The sequence below is a fragment of the Porphyromonas uenonis 60-3 genome, from assembly GCF_000174775.1.
Taxonomy (GTDB): domain Bacteria; phylum Bacteroidota; class Bacteroidia; order Bacteroidales; family Porphyromonadaceae; genus Porphyromonas; species Porphyromonas uenonis_A.
This window is the reverse complement of sequence record NZ_ACLR01000182.1, coordinates 82,248-101,311: the sequence shown is the minus strand read 5'-3', so window position 1 is coordinate 101,311 and position 19,064 is coordinate 82,248. Positions and strand designations below refer to the sequence as shown.

Here is a 19,064-nt window from a genome sequence, read left to right as displayed (position 1 = left end):
CGGTACCTACTACTGGGTAGATTTGCGGGGGTCTTTCCTTGGCAAAGAGGTATAACTTTGCGGTGTAATAGATCCATACAAGCTGTACACCCCGCAGAAACTGATGGCTAAGGCTCAGCATAACGCATATACCAAGCAGATGCACCGCTACGATGCACTCATGACGGGACGCTCCTGGTGGGGGCATCTCTTTATGAATGGGCTATGGCAGGTGAATCAGCTACAGATGGCGGCAGAGGTCTTGGCTATGATCCCCGATGACTTTGCGGGGCGGCTACTAGATGTGCCGGTGGGGACTGCGGTCTTCACCTGCGACAAGTACAAGCAGCTTGCCAAGGCTCAGATCACTGCGCTGGACTACTCCGAGAAGATGCTCAAGATGGCTGCCCACCGCTTTGAGGTAGAGGGGGTGACCAATGTATCGCTCGTGCAGGGCGATGTGGGGGCGATGCCCTTTGCCGATGGGGAGTTTGACTATCTGCTCACGATGAGTGGTTTGCAAGCCTTTCCCGACAAGGAGCAAGCCCTCCGTGAGATGCACCGTGTGCTAAAGCCTGGAGGGAGACTGTGTGGATGCTTTTACGTACGTGGGGAGCACCGCGTGGGCGACTGGATAGCTCGCCATATATTGGAGCGCAAGGGGTACTTCTGCCCGCCACACTACACAGCGGCGGAGGCGGTGGCAATTCTTCGGAACCTCTTTGGGGAGCGTATCTCCGTGCGTCAGTACCACGCCATGCTCATCTGCTCAGTAATCAAAGATAGGTAAGCAAACGAACTATGAATAGTCCGACACTAGATATACAGCAGCGTATCGAGGAGGGTGCCTTACGGCTCTTCTCTCGGCACGGCTACATAGGCACCTCGATGCGTATGGTGGCCAAGGAGGCTTACGCCTCGCTGGGCAGTATATACTACTATTATGAGGACAAGGAGGCACTCTTTCGCTCGCTCGTAGAGCCTGCGATCAAGGGGCTAGAGGCATTTTACGCCTTACCGCCTGAGGATCAGGACATGGAGATGGATATGCTGGACCCTATGGAGCGTAAGCGGAGGGGCTACTCGAAGGCGCCCTTCTACCAGTACATCATTGACCATGCGGAGGCTCTGCGACTGGTCTTCTTCGCCAGTGCAGGCTCCTATCTGGATCACTACGAGGCTCGGCTCAATCAGCTGAGCAACGAGTCGACCATCCGCTACTTCGAGCGGTATCGAGAGCTCCATCCCGACTGGAAAGCCGAGGTCGATCCTTCCTTCATCGATATTTACTCAGCCTTTATCACGGCAACCATCAAAACTATACTACAGCGGTCCGACACCAGTCCAGAGGAGCTGGCACGGTTCTGTCGGTGCCACGAGAAGTTTAGCTTCGGCGGTTGGCGAGCACTCTTAGGGGGCTAGTGAAACGTTTCACTAGACCCTTTTTTTGAACACTTAGCGAAAGACGTTCAGTTTCCCCTCTCTTCCCAATAAGCAAATCAACCAACTAATTAATGAGACGATACAGACTACTATTACTAATCACGCTACTCTCCCTCAGCGCAGCAGTAGCTCAGGAGTACCACTACCGTGGCAGCGTACTAGATGACGCTACAGGCGAACCCCTCATCGGTGCCAATGTCTATGCCGAGCCAAAAGGGGCAGGTGCCGTCACCGATGCCGAGGGGCTCTGGAGCTTCACCTCCAAGCAGCGGGTCAAGAGACTCGTCGTGAGCTATGTGGGCTACAAGAGCAAGCGCATCACATCCCCACGGCAAGATGGCAAGCCGATCAGCGTGAGACTAGAGGTCGACGAGACGACGCTAGGCAGTGTCGTCGTCGTTGCCAAGCGTCAGGAGCGCGCTCTGCGTGAGTCCGCTATGCCTATCTCGGTCATCTCGATGCGACAGCTACAAGGTACCGCCTCCTCGATAGACGAGGTGCTGTCTCGCACTACGGGTGTGACGCTGCGCAATACGGGCGGACTAGGGAGTGCCTCGCGCATATCGCTACGTGGACTAGAGGGCAAGCGAATGGGCATCTACATTGACGAGACACCCTTTGGCGAGATGAGCGACTTCATCTCGATCAATGACATCCCGACCGATATGATCGAGCGGGTGGAGGTCTACAAGGGGATCGTACCCTACAAGTTTGGTGGCTCAGCTATGGGCGGAGCAGTGAATGTGGTGCTCAAGGAGTACCCGCCGAAGTACTTTGACGCTTCGTATGAGGTAGGGTCGTACAATTCGCACATGCTCTCGACAGTCTTCAAGCGTACCCTGGAGGATGCAGGCGTGCAGTTTGGCGTAGGCGGTACGCTCGCCTACTCGGACAACAACTACAAGATGGAGTTGCCACACTACAAGGATCGGATCGTGAGGCGCGACCACGATCAGTTTCGGAAAGCGATCCTAGGCGGTAGCCTCAAGGCAACGAAGTGGTGGTTTGACGAGATCAAGCTAGAGTGCGCTGGGACCTACATTCGCAGAGAGATACAGGGCTTCGAGTGGGACGTACGAGAAGCTTTTACCCTCTCCAAGGGATTGGCTCTGGAGAGCACTTTCAAGCGTGCAGACTTCTTCCTCCCAGGGCTAGATCTAGACGCATCGGTCGGGGTGGTATTCGGGCAAAATGGACTGACCGACAAGGCTGCGCATCGCTACGACTGGGATGGCAAGGAGTACCCCGCAGGCTCCTCTTATGGAGGCGAACTATCGAGCATACCTACCGATGGGGGTCAATCGAACGATCAACTTGGTGGACAAGGTCAACCTAAACTATACGCTAGACCGCCATCAAGCTTTCAATCTCAACCTGTGCCACACTTACGCTTATCGCAATCCGACGGACACGCTTATGGATCGAGCTTTGGGCTATAAGGCGAACTTCAAGAGCCGTATGAACAGCCTCACGGCGGGTGCCTCCTACGACCTCACGCTCTTTGAGGATAAGCTCCAGAATGCCTTCACCGCAAAGTACTACAACTACCGCTCTCGCTCTAAGGTCATCGGGACATCAGTATAGGCGACCTCAAGGATGTGGAGACTAACCGACACTTCTTCGGCTGGAGCGAAGCTATCCGCTACCGCTTCACGCCAGACTTCCTGATCAAGGCTTCCTATGCGGACGAGGTGCGCATCCCTACGAGTGAGGAGCTACTAGGCAATGGCTACTCTATCAGCGCCTCGACCGACCTGCGCCCCGAGCATAGCCGTGGGGGCAACGTTGGCTTAGTCTATCGCAACTTCTCGCCCACGTCGGGGCAGTTGATCGAGGCTGAGGTCAACGCTTTCGGCTCTTACGTCACCGATATGATCCGCTTCATGCCAGGGCTCATCCCCTCGATGAGCTGCTATCAGAACTTCGGGAGCATCCGCACCTGGGGCGTAGAGGGCGAGGTGAAGTGGGATGCCCTCCCCTGGCTCTATCTCTATGGTAATGCAAACTTACCAAGACCTCAGAGACACGCGCCGACTGATCCCCTCGACGAATGTCGCTAACCCAACTTACCTCAAGCGTATGCCCAACATCCCCTACTTCCTAGCCAATGCGGGCTTGGAGCTACACAAGGAGAACCTCTTCGGCGGGGAGGGCTACAACAGCCGTCTGATGCTCGACGCCTCCTATGTGCATCAGTACTACTACGACTTTGAGGTGAGCCAGTACCAAGAGCGCAAGATACCGACTGCTCTGCGCCTAGACTTAGGACTAGAGCAGAGCCTGCGCAATAATCAGTGGACGATCACCTTCAAGGTCAAGAACCTGACCAACCAGCGTCAGATGTCCGAGCTAAACCGTCCGTTACCAGGCATTAACTTCTCGGTAAAGCTGCGATACCTCTTCAGATGACAATCAGATGACAACTATATATTCACCAATTCAAATAACAGATTTCACTATGAACAGATTCAACAAACTAACCAACAGGCTCACCCTTATCGCTGCCCTCCTACTAGGGCTAGCGCTCACCAGCTGTGACAAGGAGCCTAAGCCGACACCCCAGACGGGTAGTGAGCGGATTCTCTTCTCTACCTCAATAATGAATGCGGACGGTGCCTCAGGCAATGGGTACCTGCAGGCTATCGGCTCTATCGAGGCGAAGAAGTACGACAACAGCCGTGGCGTGCCTGTCGGCTTCGGCACGGAGCCTATCTACTGCGGGGATCATCTCTACGTCCTGCCCGACTATATGGGTATGGGCAAGGCTGAGCTCGTCTGCTACACCGTAAGCAAGGAGTTGCAGCTCACCAAGCGTGGCGCTATGGAGCTACCAGGAGGAGCCGCTGCCTGCAATGTGGTCGAGGTCTCTCCAGAGAAGGCTTACATCAGCTTCCAAAACATCGGACAGGTCTGGGCGTTTAACCCCAAGACGATGACCAAGACGGCCGTGATAGACCTCAACCAGTACAAGCACGATGACACCAATGTGATGCCCGGTGCTATGGCAGTACGCGACGGCAAGCTCTACGTAGGGCTCTGTCAGATGGACCCCAAGTGGATGCCACTACACAAGGAGGTCGAGCTGGCGCTCATAGACATCGCAACGGACAAGGTGGAGAAGAAGATTTCCTCTACCACCTCGGGGCTCTCTGTCGCTACCCGTCCGATCGTGGCTAACTCGATCTTCCTCGATGACAAGGGCGATCTGTACATACTCTGCATGGGGAGCTTTGGCTTCAACCCTGAGTTCCCCAGCGGTATCGTTCGCATCAAAAAGGGTGAGACCGAGATCGACCCCTCATGGTCTATGAAGCTCTCGGAGATCAACATCGAGGTCAAGGGCGTCTTACCCCAGACGACCAAGCTCCCCGCCAACTTCTTCGTATCAATGCGCTACATCTCTGGCTCCAAGGTGGTCGCCATCATGGGCATCTATGCGCTCGACCCCGAGAACAAGAACCCCTACACGGCTCTCTACTGTATTCCTACGGTCATCGACCTAGAGCAGCGTACCATCCAGCAGATCGAGGGTATCCCAGTGTCCAATCCTCACGCATGCGCCCTCGGGTGGTACAACGATCGGATCATGATCGGCTCGGCAGGCAAGGAGCGTAGCGGATTCTACTCCTACGATCCTAAGACAGGTGCCGTCTCCGACGGACCCGTCTTTGAAATAGAGGGCAATCCCGTCTCCTTCTACCAGATGAAGTAGCCCTGCCACATCACCAAGAGAGGCTCCATCGCTCATTCAGCGGTGGAGCCTCTCGCTTTATACCAGGGCACTGTCTGCGCCTCTATGCTCCACGCACCTTAAAACTGGAGAAGAGCCGTTTTCGAGCAGGATGAAAATCCATTTTCATCCAAAAGGTAGGTCTGACGCATGATTTAGGATGAAGTCATCGACGGCACTATCAAGGAAATTGAGCAATTCCTCGGTGGAAATCGCCGAATCTCCACGGAGGAATCGGAAAATTCATCGGAACTTTGATTTCTTTCTTCCGAAGTTTCATTTCATTCTTCCGAACTTTTATTTCCCGGTTCCGTGGAGAATTTTCGTTTGCTCCCTGGAGATTCTCGATTTCTTCGGTAGAGATTAGAATCAGCGGAGATGTAAGAGTAGCTATAGAGTGGCTCTATACCGCTTTGTAGCGAGGATTTAGCCATATATTCCTCGAAGTTCATCGAAGAAGAGCGAGTTGTAATGCGCCAGCTTTGCTAGGTTGTCCAATAACGTCCCACGAGTTTTTTCTACCCTTTCCTGCGTGTTGCACCTTAAAGGGGAACGTACGAGCACACACATCAAGTTCGGATTTTGCTGATAAGAAAAAAAAAACTACCTTTGTCTCAGAGGCATAACAGTTTTAACTCACATCACATACAGATATGCCGACACTCCTTAAACGTGAATCATTATTTCATCTAGACCTATGACTAGCAAATGAAGGGTTCTACACTTATCTTTCCGCTATTCCCAAAGGTAAATAAGGAGCCTTTAGGATTACCTCCTAGATATCGGTCAAACCTATATAAGTAACCTTTCCTCATGAGAAGATTTATACTGACAATAATATCTACACTAGCTCTAGCAGTATCTATCTATGCTCAAGATGATAAGCTAAATCCTATCGTCGGGCATATGGTGTACCCTAAGCACGTAGTATTCCTCCCCGACAACAAGCCCGACTCCACCATTGCATACAGCGAGACTGGGCTAGTGCCTATCATCTTTGATATTGACAAGCATACATACATCCCGTCTCCTGAACTAGACAGTGTGGCAGCTCTCGTCAACCAAGTACTGCAAGACAAAAGAGTGGACTTTCAGTACCTATGGATCGGAGGTAGTGCTTCTCCCGAGGGACCAGTAGCGCACAATTACGATCTAGGCTTCTGGCGGTCTGAAATCCTCAAGAACTTTATTCTCAAAAACACCTCTGTGGATCCAGCTTTGGTACGCACTCAGAACCTGGCAGAGGACTGGGAGGGCTTTCGTAGAGCCCTAATCAAGGATAAGGACTACCCCTACAGAGACCGCTTATTAGAGATCATTGATAATACGCCGGACTGGAAGCTGAGAAAAACGAAGATCCGTGCTATTGATCAAGGCAAGACTTGGCATAACCTCATCTACGGACTCTTTACGCCCTTTAGAAATGCCCGCATGGTCATCGTATGCAAGGCTTACAATGTAGAGCTCCCTAAGATCCCGCCTATGCCCCCGACACTCCTTCCGAGCACCGAGGTATGTATGCTACCCAAGATAGAAGCCTCTTTTCTTCCCGTGGCTGAGACACGTTTCTTCGCCCTTAAGAACAATCTCCTCTTCGATGGGATCCTCGTGGCGAACCTTGGCGTAGAGGTCGAGCTGTGGAGAAAGACCTCGCTAGACATCCCCTTTGTATACTCACCCTACGACATACGAGTCCCAGATAGGAAGATCAGACTTCTTGGCTCGCAACCAGAATTTAGATACTGGCTCGGACGAAAAGCCGGAGAGGGACATTTCGTAGGGTTACATGGAGCTCTACTCGGATTCAATATTGCCCTCAACGATAAGGGCCGCTACCAAGACCCCAACCATGCACTATGGAATGCAGGCGTTGGATACGGATACTCTTGGAACTTTGGTAAAGACAAGAGATGGGCTCTAGAAGCAAACATCGGTGTCGGGTACGCAGATTACATTTACGACTCATACCGAAACTGGTACAACGGAGCCAAATTCAATAGCAATACTCACGAAAGCTACTGGGGTGTAACTAGAGCTGGACTAACCATCATGTACAAGTGGTATACCCCACGCAAATGAAATATAACCGATGAAGTACAGATTATCCATAGCCATAGTAATAGTCCTATCCATCCTCTCTTTTATCTCTTGCGATAGGACCATACACGAGTACCCTACACCTAGCAAATCTCTAGTAATCCTAGAGTTTAATGCCGATAGGACTCCTCCGCCTTACTACAAAAAGGTGGTTTTCGATGAGAAATACAACTCGAAGGTTATCAAGCTTAACGAGACCCCCTCACTACCCTACGAGCTAGGGGATGGGTATCAGATGAGGATTACAGCCGAGATCTATGACGAAGCTGGACACGTAGTGGAGCGAAGAGTAGTCACTCAGCCTCACAACGCCCTCCCCCCACAGGATACGATACATGTGTATCTACCTCAGGGCAAGTACAAGGTTGCAGCCTTTGCCGATTACATTAAGGCGAATGAGATCAAGGACTGGCACTATCTCACATCTGATCTCACGCACATTGGCACAGACCTCTCAACCTATCCACAGAATGCGCACTTGAGGAGTTGCGCCGTCGGGACCGAAGACTTCATCATAGACTATACCCTGACACCAGAGGGATATCCAGCCTCTGCAGCCGATGCCCATAAGGTGATCAGAGATCGTAAGATACCCGTACATATGGTGAGACCCAACGCTCGCTATTGGCTTAGAGCTATCGACTACGGAGACTACCTACTAGCCGGCAGTAATATCGAGGACATCACCGTAAAGATTATCTATACCCAATTCGCTGCCGTCGGATATAATGTACCCGAGCGCAGACCTAACAAGTTTGGGGTAAACTACAGCGTGAATGTCAAGCCAGATATATACGTCTCTTCGGACCATAAAACGGTGTCTCTAGCTCTAGACTATATATTCACCTCTTGGAGCGAGGAGAATGTCGTTGTCGCAGACTTCCATATCTATGACCACGGCAAGGAAATCAGCCACATAAACGGTGTACACATACCTCTCCTCAGGAACCACGAGACGCTCCTCGAGGGGTACTTCCTGACCAAGAGCTTCGGAAAGGACGATGGCATCCAGATTGATGAAGACTTCGATGGCGAATTTATCATCAAGATATAGGCAAGCAGAAATACAGGGGAATCTTTTCTCTGACGACACAAAGGAAGAGTCCCAATCACATATCATAAACCAACAATTAACAGTAGCAGTATGAATCAAAGAATCAAGCTTTTCCTGGCTTCTCTAGCTATCCTCCTGATCGGAGCTTCATGCCAGAGGAATGACCAGCTAGACAGTAATGATCCGGGTAAAGTAGTTATCAAGCTATCTCTCCCCGAAGACATGCAGGCCCTCCGTGCCTCCGCCAATAGCTCTAGTGCCAAGGGTGGTATCACTAACGTAGACATGTCGAAGTACGACATCCGATACAAGCTCGCTGTCTACAACGCCTCGGGCGAGAGTGTCATAGCGCCTTTAGTCAAGACCGTAGACTCCTACCAGGAGATCACTTATGAGATACGACTAACACCCAATAGAAAATACAAGTTCGTAGTCTGGGCAGACTTCGTCAAGCAAGGTGAGACCGCCGACCTTCACTACAACACCGCTGACTTCACAAACATTACTTGCATCGACACCCCTGACAAGCAACTAAACGACGAGTCTCGCGATGCTTATTGGATTGCGAAGGAGATCAATGTTGGTACGGAGGCTATTAACGAGACGCTCGTACTACGCCGTCCCTTCTCTAAGATTCGCGTCGTTACTACAGACTGGGGGCTCGTGCCAGCTGACAAGCCTGACTACTTCTCTATCCAGTACTATGGCGCAGATTGTAAGAGATTCAACTCTATGAACCTACTGACGGGAGTCTCTACGGGAACTCCTCTCACGGCGAAGGATGATGCAGGCATCATCACCTACGATGTCAATATAAACAAAGACCAGAAGGACTACATGCTCGGTTATGACTCTGACGATCACAACCGCACCATGACCGTAGACTACCTAATGACTGACCAGTCTGAGCAGACACCTCTTCACGTAGTCTTCACGGCTAAAAAGGGTGGCAAAGACGGAGAGCTTATCTCAACCTACGACTTCGCTGTCAATGTACCTATCCAGCGTAACTACCTAACCACCCTCATGGGTAACCTCCTGACGACTGCAACTAGTATCAAGGTGCTTATCGAAGAGAACTTCATCGAGGAGTACAACAACCATAAGCCTTGGTTTGCTCCTCAAGGCGTCACTCCCAAGAAGCCCGCAATTACCACCAGTGTGGAGGGTGGTAAAACAATTACGACCTACCACATCACCAATCGTGAAGAGATGATGTGGGTCTCTGATAATCCTGGTGAGCTAGGAGCTAATAAAGTCTTCAAGCTTGAGTCTGACATTGACATGAACGGTATTGACTGGTACCCCATCGGGCCTCGCGCTGGTGCTTTTGGTGGTCCCTGCGGCACATTCGACGGAAACGGCCATACCCTACGTAACTTCAGTGTTCAGAAATTCCTATACAAGACCAGTGGCTTCTTCAAGAGAGAGCAACAAACTGGTGTCTTTGGGGTATGGTATGGAGATATCAAGAATCTAACCTTCGAAAACATCACGATCAATGGTCTCGAAGGCGTAAAGGTAGAGCCGGGTAAGAAACATAGTGAGTCGGCTTACTTTGCTGGATGTGTTGGATACTTCTGCGGAAACCTAGAGAACGTACATGCTAAAAACGTTTTCATTAAGGGGGCTAACAGCATCTTCAAGACCCAGAATGTGGGAGGACTCGTCGGATATACGAATCCCGATAAGCCTTTCGTATTCAAGAAGTGTAGTGTAACAAATATCACAATTCAGGCAAAAGGCACTCAAATCGGAGGTATGGTTGGATCTCTAAACAAGAACCATACACTAATCGAGTGTACAGCTAACTACGTCAGCCTGCGTGTCAATGGTTCGTCTACGACAAACATCGCAGGACTGGTCGGAGACATCGCTGATGCTACTGGGGTGAAGTTCGAAAAGTGTAAAGTCAGCAACATTGAATTCCTCAAGTATGACGGAACAAAGAATTCTGGCTATGCTCCTACACACCCGCTCTATGGGACATCTAGAAAAGGGACTCCAACCATAACGGACTAATCTGATCCCAAGACAGGCGCCGTCTCCGACGGACCCGTCCTGGAGGTGGAGGGCAATCCTATCTCCTTCTACCAGATGAAGTAACCCTTCGTCATCACCTAGAGAGGCTCCATCGCTCATCAGCGGTGGAGCCTCTTGCTTTATGTTTGAGCCACTCGCTTTATACCAGGGCACTGCCTGCGCCTCCATGCTCCACGCACCTTAAAACTGGAGAAGAGCCGTTTTCGAGCAGGATGAAAATCCATTTTCAGACGGGAGAAAATCCATTTTCAGGCGAAAGAACCCCTGTGTGGCTTCACCGCTAAGCTCTTTTTCCCTATCTTTGTAGAGGATACAATGAGATAAGACCATTATGGCTCAATACAAACGAGTACTACTCAAGCTCAGCGGCGAGTCGCTCGCGGCGGGCTCTAAGCAAGGCATCGACACGACACGGCTACACGACTACGCCTCGCAGATCATCGAGATCAGCGACATGGGCGTCGAGGTGGCGATCGTCGTGGGCGGTGGCAACATATTCCGAGGGATGGCAGGCTCTGCCGAAGGACTGGATCGTGTATCGGGCGACCGTATGGGCATGCTCGCCACGGTCATCAATGCGCTCGCTATCAGCGCTGCGATCAATGCGCAGTGCCCCGCCATACAGGGCACGCCTCGTGCGGTCGTCATGACCAGTACGCCGATGGAGTCCTACGCTCGCTACTACGATGCGCTCACGGCTCGCCAACTGCTAGCGCAGGGGCATATCGTCTTCATCGCTGGTGGCACGGGCAATCCGTTTTTCACCACTGACTCTGCCTCAGCTCTCCGTGGCATAGAGCTACAAGCGGACATCATGCTCAAGGGGACCCGCGTCGATGGCATCTACACGGCCGATCCAGAGCGTGACCCGACAGCGATCAAGCTCTCTCGGCTCACCTACCAAGAGGTATACGATCGTGGGCTCAGAATCATGGATCTGACTGCTATGACGCTTTGTCAGGAGAATCATCTGCCGATCATCGTCTTTGACATGGACACGACGGGCAACCTGGCTCGTGTGATGCGTGGCGAGGAGATCGGATCAATCGTTTCCTAATCAATAACCTAGAAACCAACCAAAACGAAATATGAGTACAAGCCAATTTATCAAACCTGCAGAGCAGTCCATGCTCAAGGCGATCGAATTCCTCCAGGACAAGCTAGACCGCATACGTGCAGGCAAGGCAAACCCTGTCCTCCTGGACGACATAACCGTCGAGGCTTACGGGGCACCGATGCCTCTTAATCAGGTTGCCACCGTGACTGTACCCGATGCGCGTACGCTCGCTATCACACCGTGGGACAAGAAGCTCATCAAGGACATTGAGAAGGGTATCCTCGACTCCAGTCTAGGTATCACTCCGACCAACAATGGCGAGATGATCCGCATCACCATGCCACCGCTCACGGAGGAGCGCCGCAAGGAGCTAGTCAAGCAATCTAAAGCTGAGAGCGAGGAGGCTAAGATCAGCATCCGCAATGCACGTCGTGACGCTATCGATGCTGCTAAGAAGGCGGTCAAAGCGGAGGACCTACCAGAGGATACGATCAAGCAAACGGAGAACGATGCTCAGAAGCTCCACGACAAGTACATAGCTCGTGTCGAGGAGGCGCTTGCGGCCAAGGAGAAGGAGATCATGACGATCTAACTCTGCGCCACTCCCCTATCACACTTCACTCTATGCAAGTCACACCTACAGCCTGAGCGGGCAGGCGGAGCGGAGAGACGCTCTTTCGCTACGTCTGACCTTTCCCCCTCAAGCTGTGGGCTGTGGCTTTGCTCTTACCATTCCCCCCATTTATCTATCCTATGCGAGGCAGAGTCATCAAGGTCATCGGCAACAACTGCGCAGTGCACGTCCCCGAGGAGGAGCGGGTCTACTCCTGCCTGATCAAAGGGCGGGTGCGCATACAGGGCATCCGCAGTACCAACCCCGTAGTGGTCGGTGACTGGGTGCACTTCACGCCTGATCCACAGCAGGAGGTCACTTATATAGAGTCTCTCGAGCCACGACGCAACTACATCATACGGCGCGCCACCAATCTCTCGAAGGAGTCGCACATCCTTGCGGCAAACATTGACCTAGCCCTCCTAATGGTCACCATCGCTCGCCCTCGCACTTCCTACACCTTCATTGATCGCTTTCTAGCTACGGCTGAAGCGTACCGCATCCCCACCGAAATCCTCATCAACAAGGTTGACGACCTTAAGCCCGACGAGGAGGAGGTGATGCGCGAATTGACCGAAATCTACACCCCGCTGGGCTATCCCTGCCACCCCATATCAGCTCTACAACATCAAGGCACCGACGCACTGCTATCGCTCCTCGAGGGCAAGTGCACACTCATCGCTGGGCACTCAGGCACGGGCAAGTCAACCCTGCTCAACAGCTTGATACCCGACCTAGGACTGGCCACGCAAGCTATCTCTTCGCTCTATGAGACGGGGCAACACACGACCACTTACTCGGAGATGTATCAGCTACCGAGCCCGCACTCGGGCTGGATCATTGACACGCCTGGGATCAAAGCTTTTGGCACGCTAGAGATGAGCGAGGAGGACACGAGCCACTTCTTTCGTGAGTTCTTCGCCTATTCGAGCGACTGTCGCTTTGCCAATTGCACGCACCTCCACGAGCCGGGCTGCGCTGTCCTCAAGGCGCTGGAGGAGGGACGCATCGCCCCCTCACGGTACAAGAGCTATCTGAGTATCCTCCAGGACGAGCACAGCGGTCCCTACCGACCCGAGCAGTAAGCTCCAAACGCATACACACACATTAACCAAACGATTATGACGAAACCATCTAGAAAGAAAAACACACCCAAGAAGAATCTCTCCAAACGGTCCAAAACTGAGCGACTTAACCTTGACGAACTGACACGAGCCGTCGTCAAGCTTTTTGCCTCCAACCCGACCCACACGTGGAACTACAAGCAGGTTTCCAAGCAACTCAACATCACAGCGCAACCGCTACGCCTGACCATTAGCCGTATCCTGGAGGTGCTGGCGATGGACGACACGCTCACACGTGTCAAGCCAGGCACCTACCGCTACAATCTCTCGGGGGCTCTGCTCTTCGGCACCTTCGAGCGTCGCTCCAACGGGCGCAACGCAGTCATCTCTGACGAGGACGGCAAGAGCATCTTCATCGCTGAGCGCAACGCTATGCACGCACTCAACGGGGACCGTGTGCAGGCTCGTCTCTTTGCCAAGAGGCAGGGCGGAGACCTAGAGGGTGAGGTGATCAATATCATTGAGCGCTCGAAGCACACCTTCGTCGGGCGACTGGAGTTCAAAAAGGATTGGGCCATCTTTGTCACCGAAGACCGCACCCTCTCGACCGACATACTGATCCCGCTCAGCGAGCTACACGGCGCTCAGCGAGACTCCAAGGTGGAGGTGGCTATCACCGACTGGCCTAGCTCGGACAAGATACCCACGGGGCGTGTCCTCAAGGTACTCGGCAAGGCGGGTGACAACGACACCGAGATGCGCGCCATACTGACTGAGTACAATATAGACTACGACTACCCACAGGCTGCTATCGACGAGGCGGAGCGACTTTCGGGAGAGATTACCCAAGAGCAGCTGGCACAGCGAGAGGACTTTCGCGAGGTGCCGACGCTTACCATTGACCCAGCCGACGCTAAGGACTTTGACGATGCGCTCTCCTACCGTGACCTCGGCGATGGGCGCCACGAGGTGGGCGTGCACATTGCCGATGTCTCCTACTTCGTCACCGAGGGGTCCAAGATCGATGAAGAGGCTTACGCACGTGGTACCAGCGTGTACCTCGTGGACCGCACGATCCCTATGCTCCCCGAGGTGCTGTGCAACAATCTCTGTTCGCTACGCCCCAACGAGGATAAGTACGCTTACTCCTGTATCCTCACGCTGGACAATGCAGCGCACGTACAGCAGTACCGCATCTGTCGCACGGTGATACGGAGCGATCAGCGCATGACTTACGAGGAGGCGCAGGATGTGATCGAGGGGCGCAGTGACACCCAGCAGGCGATCATCCAGCCACTCTTTGAGCTGTCCCAGCAGTTGCGCAAGCGTCGCTTTGACGATGGCGCGATCAAGTTCCAGAGCCAAGAGGTGCGCTTCACGCTAGACCCCAAGGGGCGCCCCACGGGTGTCGAGGAGGTGGTAGATAATGAGTCGCACCATCTCATCGAAGAGTTTATGCTTCTGGCCAATCGCACCGTTGCTGAGGACATTGGGCAGGTTCGTGCCAAAGGCAAGAAGGCGAAGAACTTCGTCTACCGTGTCCACGCACAGCCTAGCGAAGAGAAGTTGATGGCGCTCGCCTCTTTTGCAGGTAAGTTTGGCTACAAAGTCAACCTCAGTGGCGAGAATCGTCAGGTAAGTCGCTCCTTCAACAAGCTCCTCGACAGCGTCCAGGGCAAGCGTGAGGAGAACCTCATCGAGACGCTCGCCATCCGCTCTATGACTCGTGCCGAGTACTCGCCTGACAACATCGGGCACTACGGACTCTCCTTCGCTTTCTACACCCACTTCACCTCGCCCATCCGTCGCTACCCCGACCTTATGGTGCACCGTCTCTTGACGCGCTACTATGCGGGCGGGCGCTCTGTGACAAAGGGCAAGCTTGAGGAGCAGTGCCAGCACTGCAGCGAGCAGGAGCAGATCGCTACGCAGGCGGAGCGTGACTCGGTGAAGTACAAGCAGGTGGAGTATATGAAGGCTCGCATGGGACAGGTCTTCGACGGAGTCATCAGCGGTGTCGCCGAATGGGGCCTTTATGTCGAGCTCAAGGGATCGCACTGCGAAGGGCTCATACCGATCCGCAAGCTCGAGGACGACTACTTCGAGTACGACGAGAAGAATTACCGTCTCCGTGGGCGACGCACTGGCAAGCGCTACAACCTTGGCGACCCGATCACCGTACGTGTTGCTCGAGCTGACCTAGAGCAGCGACAGCTTGACTTTGACCTTGTCTGATTTGCCCCTTCCACATGACAGCAACGCATCAGATCCTCGGCAAAACACCCGCGCAGCTCACCGAACTAGCCGTTGGCTTGGGACTGCCCAAGTACACGGGTCGGCAGATCGCTGACTGGCTCTACCAAAAGCATGTCTCCTCGTGGGACGAGATGACCAACCTGAGCAAGAAGGCGCGCGCTCTGCTCGCCTCGCACTACGAGATAGGTCGTGCTGCGCCTCATCTTCAGCAGACTTCTCGAGACGGGACGGTCAAGTATCTCTTTGCCGCTGGTGGAGGCTTCGTTGAGACCGTTATGATCCCCGAGGGAGACCGCGCCACGCTCTGCGTCTCTTCCCAGCGAGGCTGCAAGATGAATTGCCTCTTCTGCATGACGGGCAAGCAAGGCTTCGGCGCTAACCTCTCGACAAGCGAAATCCTCAACCAAATCCTCTCCGTGCCCGAGGTTAATGAGCTGACAAACATCGTCTTCATGGGGATGGGCGAACCGATGGACAATATAGACACGCTCCTACAAGTGATCACTTGTCTGACCGATCCGCAGGGACTAGCGATGAGCCCGAAGCGCATCACCGTCTCAACCATCGGACTGCGTCCAGGTTTGGAGCGCTTCTTGGAGGAGTGCACTTGTCATCTCGCTATTAGCCTGCATAACCCACTGTCGGAGGAGCGTTTGTCCATTATGCCCGTAGAGCGAGCCATGCCCCTTGCCGACACGGTGGCACTCCTACGGCACTACGACTGGAGCCGTCAGCGTCGCCTCACCTTCGAGTATATCGTCTTCTCGGGACTCAACGACACGCCCCGCCACCTCGCAGCTCTCAAGCGTTTACTCGCTCAACTCGACTGCCACGTCAACCTGATCCGCTACCACCGCATCCCGCACATCGACCTGCCCAGCTCCGATATGACCCGCATGGAGTGGCTTCGTGATTGGCTCTGCGAGGCAGGCATACCGACCACCATCCGCACCTCCCGTGGCGAAGACATCAGCGCTGCCTGCGGTATGCTCAGCACCCAAGAGCAGCAGGGCGCATAAGTCCTCGCCCATTACGAGACTGTTGCAACAGTCACATTATGACAAAAGGTTCTAGCCTCAAGAGAGAGGTTAGAACCTTTTTTGTTTTGTCCAAAGCTAGACACCCGCTAGAAGCGATAGCCCACAGAGATAGCAGGATATATGTAAGCGACGTTCCACTTGCTCACCTTCACCATATTACGTCCCAGACGACAGCTTATCTCACCGCTCCAGTTGCTACGCGTGACCAGCTTGAAGCCACCGCCTAGACCGATGCCCCACGAGACGCCGTGCCGCTCTTCGATCTGCTTCTCCCTCTTTTCCGTTTCTGGAGAGTATTCATAGTGCACATTGCGCAGGTTATCGTTGTAAGCAATCGAGCTATTAGCCTCTAGGAAAAAGCCCGCATTAGGTTTTTTCATAGAAAACAAAAAGCCTCCAAAGTACCAGCGACCGTAAGGCATCACGCCCACCGTGGGGAAAAAGAGGACGTTAAGTCGTTCTTTTCCAAAGTAAGCACTCGCCATAACCCCGACACCCACATCTAGTGCCACTGCACGCTCATACTCCAGTGAAAGAGCCTGATAAGGTATAGGAGCATGTAGATTCAGTCGTACTTCGTTGCGCTTTTCGGGCGTCGGAGGCTCAGGTTCGCCAGGCACCACGACCTCCTGAGCTGCTAGCCCGAGGGAACTCAGAGCTAGCAGCATCGTGCTAAGGATCAGCCGTGTCAGTCGTTCTGTCATCATCGTAATGTCTTTGGGTTATGCCCCAAAGTTAATACTATTTCTAAGATTTGGCCACAGCCTCAGTGATCTCCTCGTAAAGTGCCACGGCTCGTCTCTGCGCCTCGGCAAAGGTCGGCAGCACATTTTCCCGTCCCAGCTGATCAATGATCCCCGTTTGCTCCAGATGCGTATAGACCGCAGGACGCACACCACTCAGCACGACATGCACGCCACGCCTACGCTGTCGTGCCAGTACCATCTGCAGGTTGTGTAGCCCCGTGCTATCGATGAAAGGCACACGACGCATGCGGATGATGCGCACCTCCGGCTGGTCGTGAACCGTCACCATCACCTCTTCAAACTTATTGGCAATGCCAAAGAAAAACGGTCCCTCCACCTCGTAAACCTCCACTCGAGACGGGAGTTCTACATTTTCATCAGCGAGAGGTTCGTCCGTAATCTCGCCCACGCCAATCTGCTCTACAGAGCTCACGTTGAGGATACGACGGAAGAGCAACGCAATCGCCAACAGCATACCCACCCCGATAGCCACCGTCAGGTCCGTCAGCACCGTCAGCAGGAAGGTCACCAGCAGGATAGCCGTATCTCCTCGTGGCCCCTTAAAGATCGAGACAAACGAGCGCCAGCCACTCATATTATAAGAGACCACCACCAGCACGCCCGCCAGCACCGCCATCGGGATATGCGCCGTCAGGGGCGAGAGCAGGAGCATGATCAGCAGGAGCACCACCGCATGGATGATCCCCGCCATCGGAGTCCGTCCACCGCTATTGATATTGGTCATCGTACGGGCGATAGCCCCCGTCACCGGGATCCCCCCGAAGAAAGGCACCACCACATTAGCCACACCCTGACCGATCAATTCGCTGTCTGGATTGTGCTTCGCCCCAATCACACCGTCCGCCACCGAGGCCGAGAGCAAGCTCTCCATAGCGCCCAGTAGCATGATCGTCAGCGCAGAGGGGAAGAGCGCCACGATACGCTCCACCGTAATCGTAGGCATGACGAAGGTAGGCAGCGCACGCTCTATCGTATAGTTGTCCCCGATATTCTCTGGTCTGAGGTAGCCCAGTTGCTGGAGACCAAAGCTCACCAGTGTGAGCAACACCAGCGCCACCAGCGTGCTCGGTATTTTCGCATTCACCTTAGGCAAAAGCCAGATGATCAGTATCGTGCCGACCGCAAAAGCAAAGGGAATCCACGAGCCCGTCGCAAAGTTGGCGATCAGCACCTGCCACTTACCGATGAAGTCCCCAGGCATCGACTCGATCTGTAGCCCGAAGAGATCCGCGATCTGCGTCGTGAAGATGGTCACCGCAATACCCGCCGTAAAGCCCACAATGATTGGATAAGGGATGAAGCGCACCAAGCTGCCCAAGCGCAAGAAGCCCAGCAGCATTAGGAGCAAGCCCGCCATGATGGTTGCAATGGCCAGCCCGTCCAGTCCGTGCTGCTGAATGATCCCATAGACGATCACGATGAAAGCCCCCGTCGGTCCCCCGATCTGCACCTTGCTACCGCCCAGTAGCGAGACAAGGAAGCCACCGATTATGGCCGTCAGCAAGCCCTCCGTCGGCGAGACCCCACTAGCGATACCGAAGGCAATAGCCAGTGGCAGGGCGACCACCCCGACGATGATACCCGATGTAAGATCTTTAACAAAAAGCTGTCGTGAATAACCACGTAACGAGAGAAAAAACTCAGGCACGAGTCCCTTCATGATAGACATAAGCGTAAGAAAACGGTTGATACTGCTACAAAGATACTGAAACTAGAGGTTAGAGATTAGAAGTTAGAGATTAGAGGTTAGAAGTTAGATCACTCTGATGGCTCCGACTCATTCCGATAACCCTAGCCAATCGCCAGCAGCCTTTCCATCACCTCGAAATAGGAATTAGCCGAGCCTAGGACGAGTAGCCTCTCCATTAAAAAAGAAAACGTATCTTTGCAACAACGATCTCAGACTCGTCAAAAAGTATGT

17 protein-coding genes are annotated in these 19,064 nt (G+C 53.4%); 15 read left to right on the top strand and 2 right to left on the bottom strand.

Annotated features, from left to right (window positions below; translation table 11 throughout):
• Nucleotides 1-103: 103 nt before the first annotated feature.
• The 15 genes from PORUE0001_RS07270 to rlmN all read left to right on the top strand — a co-directional run bounded on the left by PORUE0001_RS07270 (nucleotide 104) and on the right by rlmN (nucleotide 16,355).
• The gene (locus tag PORUE0001_RS07270) at nucleotides 104-769 is read left to right on the top strand and encodes a class I SAM-dependent methyltransferase (protein ID WP_007365844.1); all 666 of its coding nucleotides are present in this window, start codon (nucleotides 104-106) and stop codon (nucleotides 767-769) included.
• An 11-nt stretch (nucleotides 770-780) separates the two neighbouring features.
• Nucleotides 781-1,401 (top strand): TetR/AcrR family transcriptional regulator, encoded by a 621-nt coding sequence (locus PORUE0001_RS07265; RefSeq protein ID WP_007365780.1) that lies wholly within the window; start codon nucleotides 781-783, stop codon nucleotides 1,399-1,401.
• Between the two features lie 92 nt (nucleotides 1,402-1,493).
• On the top strand, nucleotides 1,494-2,861 hold the full coding sequence (locus PORUE0001_RS10950) for a TonB-dependent receptor plug domain-containing protein (protein WP_007365855.1): 1,368 nt from the start codon (nucleotides 1,494-1,496) through the stop codon (nucleotides 2,859-2,861).
• Nucleotides 2,839-3,006 carry a hypothetical protein gene (locus tag PORUE0001_RS10945; protein WP_232501435.1) on the top strand — a complete coding sequence of 56 codons (168 nt, stop codon included), beginning with the start codon at nucleotides 2,839-2,841 and terminating at the stop codon, nucleotides 3,004-3,006. The genes PORUE0001_RS10950 and PORUE0001_RS10945 overlap by 23 nt, the downstream gene beginning before the upstream one ends.
• Before the next feature lie 14 nt (nucleotides 3,007-3,020).
• Nucleotides 3,021-3,482 (top strand): TonB-dependent receptor domain-containing protein, encoded by a 462-nt coding sequence (locus PORUE0001_RS11065; protein ID WP_007365736.1) that lies wholly within the window; start codon nucleotides 3,021-3,023, stop codon nucleotides 3,480-3,482.
• The gene (locus tag PORUE0001_RS11060) at nucleotides 3,415-3,831 is read left to right on the top strand and encodes a TonB-dependent receptor (RefSeq protein WP_262498094.1); all 417 of its coding nucleotides are present in this window, start codon (nucleotides 3,415-3,417) and stop codon (nucleotides 3,829-3,831) included. Before PORUE0001_RS11065 ends, PORUE0001_RS11060 begins: the two co-directional genes overlap by 68 nt.
• A 49-nt stretch (nucleotides 3,832-3,880) precedes the next feature.
• Nucleotides 3,881-5,134, top strand: coding sequence for a hypothetical protein (locus PORUE0001_RS07255; RefSeq protein WP_007365848.1), 1,254 nt, complete (start codon nucleotides 3,881-3,883; stop codon nucleotides 5,132-5,134).
• 831 nt (nucleotides 5,135-5,965) lie between these two features.
• Nucleotides 5,966-7,231 (top strand): DUF3575 domain-containing protein, encoded by a 1,266-nt coding sequence (locus PORUE0001_RS07250; RefSeq protein ID WP_007365728.1) that lies wholly within the window; start codon nucleotides 5,966-5,968, stop codon nucleotides 7,229-7,231.
• A 10-nt stretch (nucleotides 7,232-7,241) separates the two neighbouring features.
• A complete protein-coding gene (locus PORUE0001_RS07245; protein ID WP_007365852.1) occupies nucleotides 7,242-8,303 on the top strand; it encodes a DUF6562 domain-containing protein in 1,062 nt (353 codons plus the stop codon).
• A 90-nt stretch (nucleotides 8,304-8,393) separates the two neighbouring features.
• A complete protein-coding gene (locus PORUE0001_RS07240) occupies nucleotides 8,394-10,325 on the top strand; it encodes a DUF6562 domain-containing protein (RefSeq protein WP_007365774.1) in 1,932 nt (643 codons plus the stop codon).
• Nucleotides 10,326-10,677: 352 nt separating this feature from the next.
• Nucleotides 10,678-11,403: a UMP kinase gene (gene pyrH, locus PORUE0001_RS07235; protein WP_007365804.1), complete on the top strand. Its 726-nt coding sequence runs from the start codon at nucleotides 10,678-10,680 to the stop codon at nucleotides 11,401-11,403.
• A gap of 31 nt (nucleotides 11,404-11,434) precedes the next feature.
• Nucleotides 11,435-11,995 (top strand): ribosome recycling factor, encoded by a 561-nt coding sequence (frr, locus tag PORUE0001_RS07230; RefSeq protein ID WP_007365770.1) that lies wholly within the window; start codon nucleotides 11,435-11,437, stop codon nucleotides 11,993-11,995.
• 161 nt (nucleotides 11,996-12,156) lie between these two features.
• Nucleotides 12,157-13,101 (top strand): ribosome small subunit-dependent GTPase A, encoded by a 945-nt coding sequence (gene rsgA, locus PORUE0001_RS07225; RefSeq protein ID WP_039865773.1) that lies wholly within the window; start codon nucleotides 12,157-12,159, stop codon nucleotides 13,099-13,101.
• A 36-nt stretch (nucleotides 13,102-13,137) separates the two neighbouring features.
• On the top strand, nucleotides 13,138-15,315 hold the full coding sequence (rnr, locus tag PORUE0001_RS07220; RefSeq protein ID WP_007365730.1) for a ribonuclease R: 2,178 nt from the start codon (nucleotides 13,138-13,140) through the stop codon (nucleotides 15,313-15,315).
• Between the two features lie 14 nt (nucleotides 15,316-15,329).
• Nucleotides 15,330-16,355 (top strand): 23S rRNA (adenine(2503)-C(2))-methyltransferase RlmN, encoded by a 1,026-nt coding sequence (rlmN, locus tag PORUE0001_RS07215; protein WP_007365851.1) that lies wholly within the window; start codon nucleotides 15,330-15,332, stop codon nucleotides 16,353-16,355.
• Between the two features lie 107 nt (nucleotides 16,356-16,462).
• Here the strand turns inward: rlmN and PORUE0001_RS07210 are convergent, their stop codons facing one another.
• Both PORUE0001_RS07210 and PORUE0001_RS07205 read right to left on the bottom strand, forming a co-directional pair.
• A complete protein-coding gene (locus PORUE0001_RS07210; RefSeq protein WP_039865772.1) occupies nucleotides 16,463-17,083 on the bottom strand; it encodes a hypothetical protein in 621 nt (206 codons plus the stop codon).
• Between the two features lie 40 nt (nucleotides 17,084-17,123).
• On the bottom strand, nucleotides 17,124-18,812 hold the full coding sequence (locus PORUE0001_RS07205) for a SulP family inorganic anion transporter (protein WP_081454314.1): 1,689 nt from the start codon (nucleotides 18,810-18,812) through the stop codon (nucleotides 17,124-17,126).
• Nucleotides 18,813-19,064: the final 252 nt, after the last annotated feature.

What these genes read in the sequence shown, in the direction of transcription:
- PORUE0001_RS07245 (WP_007365852.1), top strand. Translation starts at nt 7,242, where the DNA reads ATGAAGTACAGATTATCCATAGCCATAGTAATAGTCCTATCCATCCTC.
- rlmN (WP_007365851.1), top strand. Translation starts at nt 15,330, where the DNA reads ATGACAGCAACGCATCAGATCCTCGGCAAAACACCCGCGCAGCTCACC.
- PORUE0001_RS07270 (WP_007365844.1), top strand. Translation starts at nt 104, where the DNA reads ATGGCTAAGGCTCAGCATAACGCATATACCAAGCAGATGCACCGCTAC.
- PORUE0001_RS07205 (WP_081454314.1), bottom strand. Translation starts at nt 18,812, where the DNA reads ATGTCTATCATGAAGGGACTCGTGCCTGAGTTTTTTCTCTCGTTACGT.
- PORUE0001_RS07265 (WP_007365780.1), top strand. Translation starts at nt 781, where the DNA reads ATGAATAGTCCGACACTAGATATACAGCAGCGTATCGAGGAGGGTGCC.
- rnr (WP_007365730.1), top strand. Translation starts at nt 13,138, where the DNA reads ATGACGAAACCATCTAGAAAGAAAAACACACCCAAGAAGAATCTCTCC.
- frr (WP_007365770.1), top strand. Translation starts at nt 11,435, where the DNA reads ATGAGTACAAGCCAATTTATCAAACCTGCAGAGCAGTCCATGCTCAAG.
- PORUE0001_RS07255 (WP_007365848.1), top strand. Translation starts at nt 3,881, where the DNA reads ATGAACAGATTCAACAAACTAACCAACAGGCTCACCCTTATCGCTGCC.
- PORUE0001_RS10950 (WP_007365855.1), top strand. Translation starts at nt 1,494, where the DNA reads ATGAGACGATACAGACTACTATTACTAATCACGCTACTCTCCCTCAGC.
- PORUE0001_RS11060 (WP_262498094.1), top strand. Translation starts at nt 3,415, where the DNA reads ATGGTAATGCAAACTTACCAAGACCTCAGAGACACGCGCCGACTGATC.
- rsgA (WP_039865773.1), top strand. Translation starts at nt 12,157, where the DNA reads ATGCGAGGCAGAGTCATCAAGGTCATCGGCAACAACTGCGCAGTGCAC.
- PORUE0001_RS07250 (WP_007365728.1), top strand. Translation starts at nt 5,966, where the DNA reads ATGAGAAGATTTATACTGACAATAATATCTACACTAGCTCTAGCAGTA.
- pyrH (WP_007365804.1), top strand. Translation starts at nt 10,678, where the DNA reads ATGGCTCAATACAAACGAGTACTACTCAAGCTCAGCGGCGAGTCGCTC.
- PORUE0001_RS07240 (WP_007365774.1), top strand. Translation starts at nt 8,394, where the DNA reads ATGAATCAAAGAATCAAGCTTTTCCTGGCTTCTCTAGCTATCCTCCTG.
- PORUE0001_RS07210 (WP_039865772.1), bottom strand. Translation starts at nt 17,083, where the DNA reads ATGATGACAGAACGACTGACACGGCTGATCCTTAGCACGATGCTGCTA.
- PORUE0001_RS10945 (WP_232501435.1), top strand. Translation starts at nt 2,839, where the DNA reads ATGGATCGAGCTTTGGGCTATAAGGCGAACTTCAAGAGCCGTATGAAC.